Raw genomic sequence first — 14,920 nt, forward strand, 5'->3', positions numbered from 1 at the left:
ACACACACACACACACACAATACCTTTACTTACAAGGAAGGAGGTACACTTATTATTTAAGCGTATCTCTTATTTATTTAAAATCTCCAATAAAGGGGGTTTTAATCTAATATGAGTAAAAGTATCAAATTAAAAGGTAATAATTATATTGATAGTACGGGAATTGTACATAATAGACAGTTATTAAGTGATTTATTAAGTAATATATCCCTTATAGCTTATCCAGTAGGTAGTATATACATCTCAGTAAATAGTACTAACCCAGCTACATTGTTTGGTGGTACTTGGGAAAGACTCGCTGACCGTTTTTTATGGGCTACCTCGATTAATAATAACATAGGTAATACTGGTGGTACTATGACTAATACAATAGTCCAAAGCAATTTACCAAGTAGAGCTATGGTAAGAGGTAGAGTTACTGGTACTCACTATGGTTGTGACTGTAACAAAGCTATAACTGACAGTTGGGCTAATATATGTTTAGCTGACGGAGGTATGACAAGCGACCAACCTATCAATAATATGCCACCATATTTAGAGGTGGCTATGTGGAAACGTACAGCTTAAATAATAAGTTATATATAATATGGCTAGAGCGATTAAATTTAAAAATAACGATTATATCGATACAAGAGGAATCGTACACAATAGGCAAATATTAGCGGATATTATTTATCCAGTTGGTAGTATTTACTTATGTGTTAACGATGTTAACCCAGCTACATTGTTTGGTGGTACTTGGCAAAAAATGAGTGGTGGTTATTTGTATGGTTGTTCGAGTAGTACTGGTAACTCAACTTATACTGGTAGTGCTACACAGTCCCATACTTTAACCAAAGACGAAATACCAAGTCATAATCACGGAACTGTAAACGGTAGACAAAGTGTTAGCTGGTCTAATGGAGGATATTACTTAAATACATCAAGTGGACTACAAGTAAAGGTAGAATCAACCAACACAAGTAATACTGGTGGAGGACAAGGACACACCCACAATATAGCTTATATCGGTGTATGGGTATGGAAACGTACAGCTTAAAAAAGGAGGATAAAAATTGAAAAATATTATAAATTTTATTACTGGTACACTAGCTACGGGCTTAGTGTATTTTTTAGGTGGCTGGGACGTAGCTTTACAAGTACTTTTATTAGTAGTTGTTTTAGATTATGTTACTGGTATATGCCAAGCTATTTATAATAAAAAAATAAATAGCACAGTAGGACTAAAAGGTATCATTAAAAAAGTTGGATACTTTATTATTGTAGCTGTGGCTACTATTTTAGATAGAATAGCTGGAAATACTGGAGCAATACGTACTTTAGTTATCTATTTCTTTGTAGCTAACGAGGGTATAAGTATTTTGGAAAACTGGGGCGGTATGGGTTTACCGTTACCACAAAAACTTATTGACTCGTTAGAACAATTAAAAAAAGATAATGACCCTAAATAGGTTGTTATATAAAAAGACGTCTTAAAAGGCGTCTAATTTTTCCAAAGGAGGTAAAAATAATGGAAAATGAACAAATTATTGATGTCGAATACGACAAAGAGTTAGTTGAAAAATACAAAGCTAACTACATTATGGAGGAAGAGGGAATCGGTGCGGAACTAGACGCCGAGCCTTTTGATACTCAAACAAATGTAAATGAGGTGCCTTTTACTGATATGATAGAGGACGGAGAGGCTATAATTGAGGAGGTGGCTGACAATGATACGAACAACTAGACCTACCGCTGGTAATAAATATTTTATTACTAAAAGTAACGGTGGATACTCTACTTGTATCCAAGGAAAGCCAACTGACGGTCAATGTAATGTGTTAGCTAACTGTGTTGGCTATGCTTGTGGAGGTTTTAACGAGGAGTTAGATTTAGGATATGAAAAATATCACTTAAATTGTAACGCTGAAAACTTTATTGAACGAGCTATCGCTAGTGGTTTATCCGTAATTAATAAACCTTGTGTCGGTGCAATTCTTTGTTGGGAGGGTAAAGGCTCCCTTGCTGGACACGTAGCTATTGTTATTGAGGTAATTAACGATAATTGTATAAGAACAGCTGAAAGTGGATACGGTTGTAGTACTCCATTTTGGACTACTACAAGATATAACAATAATGGACGTTGGGGTATGAACAGTAACTACACTCCTAGAGGTTTTATTGTTAACCCTAATTATCCATATAACCCAGCTCCTACACCACAACCAACACCAACACCTACTAAATATAAAGTTGGAGATGTTGTTAATATTAATGGGGTATATGTATCAAGCGACAGTACTGAAAAATTAAACCCTATTATAACAAGAGGTACTATAACTAATATACTTGAGGGTGCAAAAAACCCATATTTACTAGACAATGGTAATATAGGTTGGGTAAATGATAGTTGTATAATTGGAGATACACCAGCTCCTACGCCACAACCTACTACTGATTTATTAGATTTAGTACGTAAAACTATTAGAGGAGACTTTGGTAACGGTCAAGACCGTGTTAATGCTTTAGGAGATAATTACAACGAGGTACAAAGACAAGTTAATTTAAACTACCAACACGGTACTACTAACTGGGATAATATAAGAATATATTAAAAATAACGAGGCTTTAATTAGCCTCGTCTTTTTTTATGATTTTCTCGTATATAATAGCCCCAGTTAAACTTAATAGAAACCATATTATAATCTCGTATGTAATATTATACCTAGTTGCTGTTAAAGACTGATATAAAATAATGTCTTGTATATTTAATAAAGCTGTGATAAAATACGCTATAATAATATTTAGTATAGCAAAAAATACCACACCTATTGTCTCTTTAAATTTCATAATAAACACTCCTTTATTTTTGACAAATTATACAATATTTTGTCAAAAATATCAAGTTTTTACTGGCTACTGTACTACTACTGTACAAACATATATAATAAAATCTTAAAATGTTGATATATAAAGGTTTACGGTGTTTAATACTACTTAACGGTAACAACACGAGGAGCCAAAAAAGTAGAGTTTGAGTAATTTTGCTCAAACTCTATTTACATTTTAAACCCTTATATATCAAGGCTTTTGTGATTTTCTTAAATTTTCAAATGTATACAAATATCTTTAAAAAGTTTTGACGCTACTGTACTTACTACTGTACAAGTTTTAAAACTTTAATTAATCTATCGTCGTGTTTAGAGTACATCTTTTTAATATTATTGACCAATTTATCTAACTCGTCTTGAGGTATAGTATCCTCGTTTACTTGAGTTAATAATAAGTTATTTTGTTTTAAGTAGTCATACGTCCTATTGGCGTGTTGTTTTTCATAATTAGCGAATACATCACAATATACCTCTAATGTTGTACGTAGGTCAGCGTGACCCATTATTTTAGATAAAACGTTAGCTGGCATACCCGCCTCAATACAACGTGTAGCAAAAGTATGCCTTAACTGGTGCTGATTAACATTATATCCAATAATATTGTTTTTCTCACATAATCTTTTAAATACCATATTTACTTGACCAGTTGAGTAGTAAGTATTTTTGGGGTTATAAAATAATAGGTTGTGGTTGTTTGGTATAAACTCAGTACTCAAATACTCTTTTAGTAAAAACTCAACTTGATTATCCATAACAATATCACGCACACCATTTTTGGTTTTAGTGTAATCTCCCATAATTGTTATATCTCCTTTACCTCTTGTAAGCGTACGTCTAATATGAATCAATTTATTTTTAAAGTCAATATCTTTTTCTACATCTAAAGCGTTAACCTCTCCGCATACGCATACCAGTAAACATACTTAATAAAAATTGATACTTATATTTAAACGGGTTATCTTTAGAGGTAACGACATCTATAAATCGTTTTTGCTCCTCAACAGTAAAGCCACGTACTTTTTTATCTCTACGCTGAGATGTAGGCTTACAAAACTCCATTTTATTATCTAAGAAATTATCACTTATAATTTTACGTCTTATAGCTATTTTAAATGTATTATTTACTAGACCATATATTTTACCTATTACCGAGTTAGAGTATTTTGTAATATAAATTAAGAAATCTTTAACATCACGCTCGGTTATTTTTTGTATCTCCATATTTGCCATATAGTGACCGCATATTTGTTTATATGTGCCTAATTTACGAGTATAAGAGCTGGTACTTAACTTATTAAATTTTAAACCAGTATCAATAAACTCTTTGGTTATATCTTTAAATATAATAGTAGATTTTTTAACTAGAGTGTTTGTTTTATATTGTGTAATAATATCCTCTAATTTTTCTTTAGCCTCTTTTCGAGTATCACTATATTTAGTTATACAGTCTCTTGTACCGTCCTCTTTAATACCTATTGTATACTCACAAACCCATTTTTCTTTACCTCTAATGGTACGTTTAAATATTGTACCCTCTCCGTTACCTCTTGACCTTTTATTAGCCATAAAAAATACCTCCTTTTTTATCCAAAACACTTGTAAAAAAGTAGGTAATTGTATATAATATAATCATACAAAATACCACAAGTGTTTTGTTGTTATGGGTTAAAGTGTTAGTCGTCCAAACTAGAACGCTTTAACCTCTTTTTATTTTAAACTTTACGTCTTATCTCTTTAGCTATCCCAATGATTCTAACGGGTAGCTCTTTTATTTGCTTATTACTATAAAACGTCGGCTCAAACTCGTCCTCATTTATAGGCATAAGAGTTATACCAGCCTCGTTTTTAAGTACCTTTTTAAATGTAGCGTCGTTACCATTTACCATAACAGCACAACTTTGACCACTAGTACAGTCCTCAGCTTTTTCAAATATAACAGTATCTCCGTGGCAAGTATACTGGATACATACTACGACCTTGTATTCTTAAACCAAAAAACTCTTTGTCTCCATTTAACCACTCTTTAGGTATATCCTCATAGTCAAGTATCTCCTCAATAGCCTCAATAGGTATACCCGCTGGAATTTTACCTACAACTGGTATCCTATTATTTTGTTGCTCAGTATGAGGCTCGGTTAAATCTTTTTTATCTATATTAAAGTACTCGGCTAACATACTTAAATTATCTATACGGGGATAGTTAACCCCACTTATCCAGTCTCTAACAGTTGGTTGTTTAATACCTAAATCGTTAGCTAATTGAGTACCATTTAAACCTTTTTTATCCATATAATATTTAAGATTTTTTGAAAATATTTCTTTTTCTTTATATGATTTTAAAAAGTTATCAATATAAAGCTCTAACTCGTCCATAAGTAATACTCTACTATTATGTATAACAATGTTGCGTAAACTTTTCTCTATAATAAGTCTATCAGTGCTACTAAGATTTTTACTTATCTTATCAAAATATTTTAAATAAAGTTTGTAAGTCTCTTCATTACTCAATTTATTATCACTCATAATAGTAACCCCCTTTACATTACATTTACATTATACACTATTTAGACGTTTTATACAATAGTTTTTTTAATTTTTTATATAAATTTTTAAAAAATTGTTGACAACGTCGTTTTAAACGTGATATGCTTTAATCACAAATATAGAGAGGAGGTATCAAAAATTGGACGAGAGACCTAAAACACTAACATTAAAAGCGATACGCATAAACTTAGGTTGGTCGTTAGAAAAAGCGTCAGTACTTTTGGGAGTTAGCCCAGCTACGTTGTCAAACTATGAGCGAGGCGACACTTACCCAAACGCACAAACGATAAAACGAATTGAAGAGGTATACAAAATATCCAGTCAATGGATAAATTTTTTACCAAACAATGTAGTTTTAAACGACAATGTTAAGGAGGTGCAATAATGCGGAGTTAATGTAACACTAGATACTAATATAGATGTAGAGCTAGAAAAAGTAAAAGAGTTAGTCGCTAGTTTAAACGAGGTAAAAGAAAAAGCTAACCTTATACAATTTATTAGTATTAAAGAGTTTGCCAAGTTAACGGGCTGGAGTGAGAAAACAGTACAAGAGTTATACAACAAAAGTGATTTTCCAAGTACCGATTTTGGTAAAGAAAAAAAAGCGGAGGTACACGCTATAATTGATTATTTCAAAGTACCTAGAAGAAAATAAGGACGACTAACACGAAAGGATAATGAGATATGAAAAAAATTAAATGGTTTAATGTAATCAAGTTAGTAATATTAATAGCAAGTATAGGCTTAATAGCACACGATTTTTGGTTTTTAATTATAGGATATGGTTTTACGTGGTTTGGCTTATTTACAAATATTATGGCTTGGTTTTTAATTGGCGATATTATCGAAAACTTTAAAGAAGAAATAGAAAAAAGACCCAACCACCGAAATTAGTTAAGGTCTTTAAAAAAGTATTTTATCTTACTTAAATATAACATATTTTAAGCGAGGTGTCAAAGTTTGCGAGAAAAAAATATTGAAAATAAAATCAAAGCTTATTTAAAAAGTAAAGGAGCGTACTATGTTAAGTATTTTGGTAACTCTTATAGTCAAGTAGGCGTACCGGACATCTTAGCTTGTTACAAAGGTAGATTCATAGGTATAGAGGTCAAAAACGAAAAAGGTAAAACATCTCCACTACAAGATATTAACTTACAGCAAATAAAAGACGCTGGAGGTATAAGTTTAGTAGCTAGGAGTGTTGAGGACGTGAAAAAAGAACTTGATAACATTATATAAATATCAAGAGGAATACCAAAAACACGTTAGACGTAACTTTATATACGATATGGATACTGGTACTGGTAAAACTATTATGGGTTTAGAACACCACCAAAAATTTTATAAAGACAAAAAGCTACTTATAGTAGCTCCAGCGTCTAAAATAAATGAGGGTGGCTGGCAACGTACCATTGAAGAACACTACCCACAAATAGACTACGATACTTGTACCTATAATATGTTAAACAAAAAATACGTAAATTACTATGATTATTTTGTAATCTTTGACGAGTGCCACCGACTTAAAAACTCAACTGGAGTTTGGGGTAAAGCTGGATATAACCTAAGTAAAATAGCAAGTGGTTTTATACTACTTAGTGCTACACCAATACCTAACGGCTGGGAGGATAGTATTAACTATTTTAAGATGTTTAATTTAACTAAGAATAAAACATCGTTTATAAGAGACAATGCTATAACATCTATGGAGTACGGTTATATGGAAATACTAGGCTGGCGTAACCCAACTAAGTTAAAAAATATGTGGTCGTCAATTAGTAGACGTTTAGGAAAAGAGGAGGCTATTGATTTACCTAGTTTAGTGTTTGAGGATATACACTTTAAACCTAGTACTATTTATAAGGTAATAAAAAAAGACCGAATCTACGACGATGTACTATATGATAATCAAATGAAATTAAGGCACGGGTTAAGATTATACACAAACCTAGATAAAAAAATTGAGTATATTAAAGAGTTTGTAGAAAATACAAACGATAATATAATCATATTTTACAACTATGACGAAGAGCTAAAACTATTACAAGAAAATATTACTAAAACAACTTATGTATGTAACGGACATCTAAAGAATTATCCTAAAAAAGACGAGTGGGACAAGATTAAAAATACTGTTACACTTGCCAATTACAAAAGCGGTAGCGAGGCTGTTGAGTTTACTTATGCTAATATTATAGTTTATTTTAGCCCAACGGATAGCTATACCGAGTTTTACCAAAGTTATGGTAGATGTTACCGTAACGGTCAAACTAGAAAAGTAACAGCTTATAAGTTTGTTACTGATAATAGTATCGAGGCTGATATTTATAGAGCCTTAGATAATAAACAAGATTTTAATTATGATTTATGGGAAAAGGAGAGTTTATAATATGGATAATAAAGAACTATTAGAAAAATTAAAAGAATTGACTGAAAAAATGGTTGACAAAATGAGTAAAAATTTAGACGAGTTAGAGGGACAAATGACTGAGGCAATTAAAGAGCCTTGTAAAATACACATTGACAACAACGGTACAAATACTCAACTAGATGTAAGCGGTACTAGATTAAATCTATTACTTACGTTAGCTGGAGCTGAAAAAACAATACTTAGAGATTTACATTGTAGCGATAGCGAGTTTGAGTTTATTAAAAACTTTGTAAGAGCTGGGGAGGATAAAGATAATGAGTAACCCCAATGTAACTATTGATAGACAAAAGTATGTTGGAGGTAGTGACTTACCAAGTATCTTAGGACTTAATAGTAAATATGGTACAAGCGTGTTTGAGTTTGCTAAACAAAAAGCGGGAATCATACCAAACCCATTTAAAGGTAATCAATTTACTAAATATGGTCAAGTTATGGAGCCAGTTATTAGAGATTATATTAACTCAAAATATCAATGTAACTACTTAGAGGATACTATTATAAATGAGGATAAAGGTTATAGAGGAAATACTGACGGTATAGATAAAAACGCCGAGATACCAATACTTGAGGTTAAAACTTTTGGCGAAGAGCTAGACGTTGAGTATTATACCCCACAATGTCAATTTTATATGGAAACGTTTAATTGTGACGCTGTAAGACTTGTAGGATATAAAAGACCAACTGACTTTTATACTGGTATGGACTATGAGTTAGAAAATGACGACAGTTACTTTAATTATGAGTTTGACGATAATAGACTGGTTGAACACATAATCAAAAGAGACCCAGTACTTTGGTCTAAAATAGACGAACGTATAACAGCTTTTAAAAAGGCTGTGGAAAAATTAAAAGACAACCCAAATATGACTGAGGAGGAGTTTAATACATATTTTTACGGCGACGACTTAGTTGTATTAAGTAATAAAGTAGCTATATTAGAAAAGTCACTTGCTACGTATAAAGATATGGAAAAAGAATACAAAGACCTTAAAGAAGAGCTTTACAAGGTGTTTGAGGATAAAGGCTTAATTAGTGTAGACTTTGGTACTACTAAAATAACTAAAGTATCGCCTACTAGTTACGATACTGTGGGTATTGATACTAAAAAATTATTAGAGGAGGAGCCTAACATATACGAAAAATATAAAACAGTAAAAACTACCAATAGAAAAGGTTATATATTAATAACAATAAAGGAGAGTGATAAATAATGACTAAATATTGTGTAGGATATAAACAAGGTAACAACGAGTATATCTATGTCGCTAGCGTAGATGTAATGAACGTTAGAGTTGCTACTAATGAGTATGGAGCTATTACTTTTAACAATGTTGAACTAGCTAAAGATTTACTAGACATAGTAAATACTATATCTAAGAATCAAGACTACATAGTAATAGAAATTACAACAACTATTAAGGAGGTTAAATAATGTTTGACGAGATAAAAAGACAACAAGAGTTAATAAAGAATATAAATACTGAACTAACAGACTTAAGCGACTTTGTTATTGGAGGTAAAGTAGAGTTAAAAGATGTAACAACTGATACTATGGAGGTTAAATGCTTACGAGACGACTTAAGACTTAATACTGGGGCTTTAGAGTATATAGTAAGTCAAATAATAAAATTATCAAATGAAATTAGAGGAGGTAATAAATAATGTTACTACCAGCAAATAAACCAAAGGACAAGGATATTACCCCTAAAGTATTCTTTATATGGGGGCAAAGTATGAGCGGTAAAACTTACTTAGCTCGACAATTTCCTAGTCCAGTAATTATAAATACTGACGGAAACGCTAAAAAAGTTGATACTCCAAGTGTTGAGGTATACGACTTTGAGACTTTTGTAAAAGTATTAAATGAAATCGAAGAGGGTAAACACGATTTTAAAACAATTATTATTGACCTAGTCGACGATATTAAAACAATGCTACAAAATTATGTATGTAAAAAGTATGGTGTCGACGACGAGGGCGAGGTGCCTTATGGTAAAGGATATCGTGATGTAAAAATGACTTGGCAAAAGTTAATGGTTAGATTAAATCAACTACCATACAACGTTATATTTATTAGTCACGTTGTAGAAATAAGCGAGGATAACCAAACTGTGGAACGTCCTAGCCTAGAACAAAAATACTACAATATGTGTATGGGACGCTGTGATATGTCTATTAAATGTCGCAAACTAGGACAAAATTATATCCAGTTATGTGATAGTAAAAGAGATAACTACAACGAGGCTGATGTTAAAGATAAAGATGTCTTAGCGATTCTTAAAAATATCAAAGGTGTTTTTGCTACACCAGTAACTACAAAAGACGTTGAGGCTAAACCAGTTAAAGAACTTAAACCAATAGTAAAGGAGGACGCTGAGTAATGGATATATTACAATTTATAGCTATTATTTTCGGCTTAACAATAGCGTTTTTGACTATTGTAGGTTGTATAAGTATTAAATATGATTATAAAAAATTAGAAGAGGAAAACGAAAAACTAAAGAATAAATTAAAGAAAAGGGAGGATAAAAATAAATGACAGCAATTTTTCAATTAATATTTTGGTTGATTATGATACTAAACGCAATACTAATTTTAGTATATGCTATGGATAATATGGTATTTACCCATATATTTAGGAAAAAAGTAAATTTAAGATTAAAAAATTTAGAAAAGACAATATATAAGGAGGATAAATAATATGGACGATTTATTAAACGTTGCTAAAGGAGTTATGGAAAATTTTGACCCAGCTAAAGATAGCGTGGATACATACGAAGAGATAAAGGACGGAGAGTATAATTGCTTACTTGAAGATGTAAAACACCAAGTTAGTAAAGAAACTGGTAACAACTGGATAGGTTTTAAATTTAGTATACAAGACGACGGAGAGTATAAAGGTAGATATTTGTTTGTAAATTATTTCTTTACTCAAAAAACTACTGAACGTAGTATCAAAGCTCTTACTAAATTAGCTTATGAGTTTGGATACCAATTACCACTAGACAGTTTTAGCGATTTTGATACTTTAGCTGATACTTTAAACGGTATGGCTGGTAATCAAGCTTTAGTTAAAAAATCAACAAGTAAAAATGACTTTGTAAATTATAAAGTAACACCACTACCATTTTAAAGGTAGGTGTTACTTATGATAATTATTTACGATATAGAGGTCTTACCTAAAGACTGGATAATGGTTTTTAAAGAGGGAGATAATAATTATCGAGTAATACATAATAATATTGAAGAGTTAAGAGCTTATATAGATACTCTTAACAAAAATAAGAGTATCTTAGTAGGCTTTAATAACTACCATTATGACGACATCATAGTAGCGGGTATCCTACAAGGTAAAGACCCTTATACAATGAGTAAAAGCATAATGGAAAATAAAAACTTACCTTATAAATTAAATCTTATTAGTTTAGATGTAATGCAAGAGCTACCCCTTGGAGTTGGTTTAAAATCAAGTGAGGCTAATTTAGGTTTAGATATTATCGAGACACCTATTGACTTTAATTTAGATAAAAAACTAACTCAAGAGGAGCTAGATATGTTAATCAAATATTGTAAAAACGACGTGGATAGTACTGAGATTTTATTTAAACAACGTGCTGATTATTTCAAAGCTAAGTTTGAGATAGTTAACGAGTTTGATTTAGATGTAACAAGTGTTAAAAAAACTAGAGCTGTATTATCAAGTAAAGTGTTAAAGTGTAAAAAAATTACACCAGCTCGAGATAGATTATATATAGATTATGACCCCAATATTAATTGGAATCTAATACCACCACCTATTAAAGAGTTTTTTAGTAAATGTGAGTATGACTACCGATGTGGTGGAGACTATAACGAAATTGAGAGCCGAAAACTAAAGCTAATAGTTGCTGGAGTACCGCACATATACGCTTTTGGTGGGATACACGGAGCAATAGAAAAATATAACGCTAGTGGTTGTTTTTTACACATAGACGTATCAAGTTACTACCCAAGTTTAATAATTATTAATAATTATATGAGTCGAGCTAGTAGTGAGCCTCAAAAGTTTACTGAACTTAGAGACACACGTTATAAATACAAAGCTCAAAAAGACCCTAGACATAAGATATATAAAATATTAATCAATGCTACTTTTGGAGCTATGAAAAGCGAATACAACGCCTTATTTGACCCAAAGCAAGCAAACAATATTTGTATTAATGGTCAAATAATACTTACTCAATTAATTATGGAATTATCAAACTATTGCCAACTAATACAAAGTAATACTGACGGTCTTATAGTTAAATATAAGGAGAGTGACTACCAAAAAATAGTTGATATAGTTGAGGACTTTGGTAAAAGATTTAATTTAACTTTTGACATAGACAAGATAATTAAAATAGCTCAAAGAGATGTTAATAATTATGCTATCCAGTTTGAGGACGGACACATAGAGGCTAAAGGTCGTTTTGCTAAGTTTGAGGGGGGCAACTTTATGCAAAACAGCCTAACAATAATAGATAGAGCTTTAGTAAATTATTATATACACGGTAAACCAGTAGCGGATACTGTAATAGAGGCTTATAAAAACAATGACCTCGCCCCTTTTCAAATTATTTGTAAAATGGGTAATACGTATGACGCTATGTATTATGAGTACGGAAACGAGGGCGAGACTGAGCTTATAGAGACACAGCACGTCAATAGAGTTTTTGCTACTAATGATAAGAAATACTGGGGTATATATAAGCGTAAGGGAGAATCATACCAAAAAATAGCTAACACTAGTGAGCATAACATAATACATAATGGTACTCTTGATAGTTTTGATAAATCAAAGCTAGACCTTAATTACTATATAGCTTTATGTAATAAAAACTTATATTAAGGAGGATAATATGCTTAAATTTATTGAATTGAACGAAGAAAAACAACCGACAACTAGTTTTGATATTACCTATACCTCTTTAGATAAGTTAGACAATGCGGGACTACTTTTAAATAATAAAGTAGTAGTCGTAGACTTTGATAACGACAATATAGGCGAGGATAAAATAATTGATTATTTTAAAACACGTTATCCAACTTTAACAGTTAAAACGACTAGAGGTATCCATTTTTACTACTCACTACCTAGCGACTTAAAACTTAAAAATGGAGCTGATAAAATTACCGTTGGGGCTTTTCAAGTAGATTATAAGACCGGTACTAAGGCTTACGCTATTGTAAAACACAAAGGTAAAGAACGAGCTAGGAGTGGAGAGTTAACCCTTAAAGACCTCCCAGTCTTACCAATAGAGATGTACCCACTTGCTAAAGCTAAAAATATAACTGGTTTAAGTGAGGGAGACGGACGTAATAATAGTTTATTTTATCATTTAAGACTTATAAGAGAACAACGTAAAGATGTTGATATAGTAGCTATTGCTAACTTTATCAATGATTATATATTAAACGAGAGTTTAAAAGCTAACGAGCTAGCTACTCTTATTGATAGTGTTAATAATTTAGATGTAAACAGTAGCGGTCAATATAATGGCGACCCTAAGGATATGATAGATTTTGCCGAGTTTGTTGTTAAGGAGTTAGATATTAAAATATTTAATGGTACTTTATATTTTAAGGACGGGCTTAACTATTCTAAAGATAGAATCAAACTAAATAAAGCTATAAATAAATATTTAAGGCTTAGACGTAGTCAAATGACCGAGCTAGAGGCTCAATTATACATATATGCGGAGTTAGTCGATAGTAAGAAAAAATTTAACGTCAAACTACGTAATGGAGTAATTATTGACGAAAATGTTGTTGACTATGACTGTGGGTTTACTCCATTTTACTTAGATGTTAGTTATGACGCCAACGCTTATGACGAACACGTAGACAATTTTTTAGATTTTATATGTTGTGGGCGTAAGGACGAGCGAGTTGTTATAGAGGAAATCTTAGGACACATTTTACTCGTTGACCGTTTCCCACACAAAATATTTTTTCTTACTGGTAGCGGAGCCAATGGTAAATCAACTTTTGTAGAGATGTTAACCAAATGGACTGGCGACTTATCCAGTCATATAGACATAGCAAACTTTGACGACGGTACTAGTTTAATTAGTTTAATTGGTAAAGTTGTTAATGTTGCTGACGATGTCGACGCTATTTACTTAGAGAAAAGTAAAAACTTAAAAACTATGGCTAGTGGTAACACAGTTGGAGCTAGAGCTATTTACTCCCAACCAATTACATTAAAGAACACAGCTACATTAATATTTACAGCCAATGAGCCACCAGTATTTAAGGACAAGAGCGACGGTATCGGTCGTAGGTTAATGATTATACCTTTTGACAATAAAGTTAAAAAGAGAATATATAACCTAGACGAGTTACTTAGTAGTGATAATGCTAAAAGTTATTTACTTAACTTAGCTTTAAAAGGAGTTAAACGTATCCTAGATAATAACTTAGATTTAACTAGTAGTGAAACTATTGAGGAATCTACTAAACAATATTATCTTGATAACGACAGCGTGTTATCTTACTTAAATGATTATCCAGCTATTGAAAATAACCCAGTTAGTAGTATATATGAGGCTTACGCCGAGTATTGTGAGGATAGCAATTTAAAAGCTGTTAGTCTTAATAAATTTAGTAGACGTCTAAAAAGTTTAGGATACGATGTTATACCTAGTAAAATGTTGGGTAAAACAGTTAGAATTATACAAAAAATGGAGGTTACTAATGAAAAAATGTAAGGTAGATTTTTATACTATTGTTGGTTTATTACCAGTTACAACTTTAGCCGAGTTATGCGGTATAAGTAAACAATATTGTCATAAATTACTTAAAACTAATAGTAAGCAAGATATTTTCAAAAAATACTGTGTACTGGACGGAATAAATACGCTAGATTTTATGGTTGACTAATTAGTCAACTAGACTGATTAGTCAACAAAAGTTACGCATTTTAGCTAAAAAGTTACGCAAAGTTACGCATTTTTTTAAAAAGCGTAACCTTGTCAGCCCCCTATTTATAAGGGTTTATGGCTTATGGTTACGCAGTTACGCATTTTTTCTATATAAGTTTAAAAATTAAAAA

General features: G+C 31.5%; 25 protein-coding genes. 20 read left to right on the forward strand and 5 right to left on the reverse strand.

All coding sequences use genetic code 11. The features are described 5' to 3' along the window. Positions 1–111 precede the first annotated feature (111 nt). From J6Y29_02125 to J6Y29_02145, 5 genes are read left to right on the forward strand one after another with little or no spacing between them, the layout of a single operon-like run. Positions 112–567: a hypothetical protein gene (locus tag J6Y29_02125; protein ID MBP5426683.1), complete on the forward strand. Its 456-nt coding sequence runs from the start codon at positions 112–114 to the stop codon at positions 565–567. A gap of 19 nt (positions 568–586) precedes the next feature. Continuing rightward, on the forward strand, positions 587–1,039 hold the full coding sequence (locus J6Y29_02130; protein ID MBP5426684.1) for a hypothetical protein: 453 nt from the start codon (positions 587–589) through the stop codon (positions 1,037–1,039). Positions 1,040–1,055: 16 nt separating this feature from the next. Continuing rightward, a complete protein-coding gene (locus tag J6Y29_02135; GenBank protein ID MBP5426685.1) occupies positions 1,056–1,451 on the forward strand; it encodes a phage holin family protein in 396 nt (131 codons plus the stop codon). A gap of 59 nt (positions 1,452–1,510) precedes the next feature. After that, the gene (locus J6Y29_02140; protein ID MBP5426686.1) at positions 1,511–1,726 is read left to right on the forward strand and encodes a hypothetical protein; all 216 of its coding nucleotides are present in this window, start codon (positions 1,511–1,513) and stop codon (positions 1,724–1,726) included. Next, positions 1,710–2,594 (forward strand): CHAP domain-containing protein, encoded by an 885-nt coding sequence (locus J6Y29_02145; GenBank protein ID MBP5426687.1) that lies wholly within the window; start codon positions 1,710–1,712, stop codon positions 2,592–2,594. The genes J6Y29_02140 and J6Y29_02145 overlap by 17 nt, the downstream gene beginning before the upstream one ends. Before the next feature lie 13 nt (positions 2,595–2,607). On the opposite strand, the gene J6Y29_02150 is transcribed toward J6Y29_02145, so the two are convergent. The 5 genes from J6Y29_02150 to J6Y29_02170 form a co-directional block, all read right to left on the reverse strand. Beyond that, positions 2,608–2,829: a hypothetical protein gene (locus tag J6Y29_02150; protein ID MBP5426688.1), complete on the reverse strand. Its 222-nt coding sequence runs from the start codon at positions 2,827–2,829 to the stop codon at positions 2,608–2,610. Positions 2,830–3,136: 307 nt separating this feature from the next. Next, positions 3,137–3,784 (reverse strand): site-specific integrase, encoded by a 648-nt coding sequence (locus tag J6Y29_02155; GenBank protein MBP5426689.1) that lies wholly within the window; start codon positions 3,782–3,784, stop codon positions 3,137–3,139. Then, complete coding sequence (locus J6Y29_02160; GenBank protein MBP5426690.1) at positions 3,759–4,436, reverse strand: hypothetical protein; 678 nt, start codon at positions 4,434–4,436, stop codon at positions 3,759–3,761. The genes J6Y29_02155 and J6Y29_02160 overlap by 26 nt, the downstream gene beginning before the upstream one ends. Before the next feature lie 146 nt (positions 4,437–4,582). Beyond that, positions 4,583–4,834, reverse strand: a complete 252-nt coding sequence (locus tag J6Y29_02165; protein ID MBP5426691.1) for a S26 family signal peptidase — start codon at positions 4,832–4,834, stop codon at positions 4,583–4,585. Continuing rightward, positions 4,797–5,393, reverse strand: a complete 597-nt coding sequence (locus J6Y29_02170; protein ID MBP5426692.1) for a helix-turn-helix domain-containing protein — start codon at positions 5,391–5,393, stop codon at positions 4,797–4,799. Before J6Y29_02170 ends, J6Y29_02165 begins: the two co-directional genes overlap by 38 nt. Positions 5,394–5,553: 160 nt before the next feature. Here J6Y29_02170 and J6Y29_02175 point away from each other — a divergent pair, with 160 nt between their 5' ends. The 15 genes from J6Y29_02175 (at position 5,554) to J6Y29_02245 (ending at position 14,748) form a co-directional block, all read left to right on the forward strand. Beyond that, positions 5,554–5,799 (forward strand): helix-turn-helix transcriptional regulator, encoded by a 246-nt coding sequence (locus tag J6Y29_02175; GenBank protein MBP5426693.1) that lies wholly within the window; start codon positions 5,554–5,556, stop codon positions 5,797–5,799. 299 nt (positions 5,800–6,098) lie between these two features. Further along, positions 6,099–6,308 carry a hypothetical protein gene (locus J6Y29_02180; GenBank protein ID MBP5426694.1) on the forward strand — a complete coding sequence of 70 codons (210 nt, stop codon included), beginning with the start codon at positions 6,099–6,101 and terminating at the stop codon, positions 6,306–6,308. Between the two features lie 66 nt (positions 6,309–6,374). After that, the gene (locus J6Y29_02185) at positions 6,375–6,653 is read left to right on the forward strand and encodes a VRR-NUC domain-containing protein (GenBank protein MBP5426695.1); all 279 of its coding nucleotides are present in this window, start codon (positions 6,375–6,377) and stop codon (positions 6,651–6,653) included. Then, positions 6,637–7,803: a hypothetical protein gene (locus J6Y29_02190; protein MBP5426696.1), complete on the forward strand. Its 1,167-nt coding sequence runs from the start codon at positions 6,637–6,639 to the stop codon at positions 7,801–7,803. Before J6Y29_02185 ends, J6Y29_02190 begins: the two co-directional genes overlap by 17 nt. Position 7,804: 1 nt before the next feature. After that, complete coding sequence (locus J6Y29_02195) at positions 7,805–8,107, forward strand: hypothetical protein (protein MBP5426697.1); 303 nt, start codon at positions 7,805–7,807, stop codon at positions 8,105–8,107. Next, positions 8,100–9,056: a YqaJ viral recombinase family protein gene (locus J6Y29_02200; protein MBP5426698.1), complete on the forward strand. Its 957-nt coding sequence runs from the start codon at positions 8,100–8,102 to the stop codon at positions 9,054–9,056. The genes J6Y29_02195 and J6Y29_02200 overlap by 8 nt, the downstream gene beginning before the upstream one ends. After that, positions 9,056–9,277: a hypothetical protein gene (locus J6Y29_02205; GenBank protein MBP5426699.1), complete on the forward strand. Its 222-nt coding sequence runs from the start codon at positions 9,056–9,058 to the stop codon at positions 9,275–9,277. The genes J6Y29_02200 and J6Y29_02205 overlap by 1 nt, the downstream gene beginning before the upstream one ends. After that, positions 9,277–9,507, forward strand: coding sequence for a hypothetical protein (locus J6Y29_02210; GenBank protein ID MBP5426700.1), 231 nt, complete (start codon positions 9,277–9,279; stop codon positions 9,505–9,507). Before J6Y29_02205 ends, J6Y29_02210 begins: the two co-directional genes overlap by 1 nt. Continuing rightward, the gene (locus J6Y29_02215; protein MBP5426701.1) at positions 9,507–10,226 is read left to right on the forward strand and encodes an ATP-binding protein; all 720 of its coding nucleotides are present in this window, start codon (positions 9,507–9,509) and stop codon (positions 10,224–10,226) included. The genes J6Y29_02210 and J6Y29_02215 overlap by 1 nt, the downstream gene beginning before the upstream one ends. Continuing rightward, positions 10,226–10,384, forward strand: coding sequence for a hypothetical protein (locus tag J6Y29_02220; protein ID MBP5426702.1), 159 nt, complete (start codon positions 10,226–10,228; stop codon positions 10,382–10,384). The genes J6Y29_02215 and J6Y29_02220 overlap by 1 nt, the downstream gene beginning before the upstream one ends. Then, positions 10,381–10,545 carry a hypothetical protein gene (locus J6Y29_02225; GenBank protein ID MBP5426703.1) on the forward strand — a complete coding sequence of 55 codons (165 nt, stop codon included), beginning with the start codon at positions 10,381–10,383 and terminating at the stop codon, positions 10,543–10,545. Before J6Y29_02220 ends, J6Y29_02225 begins: the two co-directional genes overlap by 4 nt. Position 10,546: 1 nt before the next feature. Continuing rightward, positions 10,547–10,978: a DUF669 domain-containing protein gene (locus J6Y29_02230; protein ID MBP5426704.1), complete on the forward strand. Its 432-nt coding sequence runs from the start codon at positions 10,547–10,549 to the stop codon at positions 10,976–10,978. A 15-nt stretch (positions 10,979–10,993) separates the two neighbouring features. Further along, entirely contained in the window at positions 10,994–12,715 is a 1,722-nt protein-coding gene (locus tag J6Y29_02235; GenBank protein MBP5426705.1) for a hypothetical protein, read from the forward strand. A 10-nt stretch (positions 12,716–12,725) separates the two neighbouring features. Then, on the forward strand, positions 12,726–14,576 hold the full coding sequence (locus J6Y29_02240) for a bifunctional DNA primase/polymerase (GenBank protein ID MBP5426706.1): 1,851 nt from the start codon (positions 12,726–12,728) through the stop codon (positions 14,574–14,576). Beyond that, positions 14,563–14,748 (forward strand): hypothetical protein, encoded by a 186-nt coding sequence (locus tag J6Y29_02245; GenBank protein ID MBP5426707.1) that lies wholly within the window; start codon positions 14,563–14,565, stop codon positions 14,746–14,748. The genes J6Y29_02240 and J6Y29_02245 overlap by 14 nt, the downstream gene beginning before the upstream one ends. The last annotated feature ends 172 nt before the right edge of the window (positions 14,749–14,920 follow it).

This window comes from Clostridiales bacterium, assembly GCA_017961515.1.
Classification (GTDB): domain Bacteria; phylum Bacillota; class Clostridia; order Acetivibrionales; family RGIG10202; genus RGIG10202.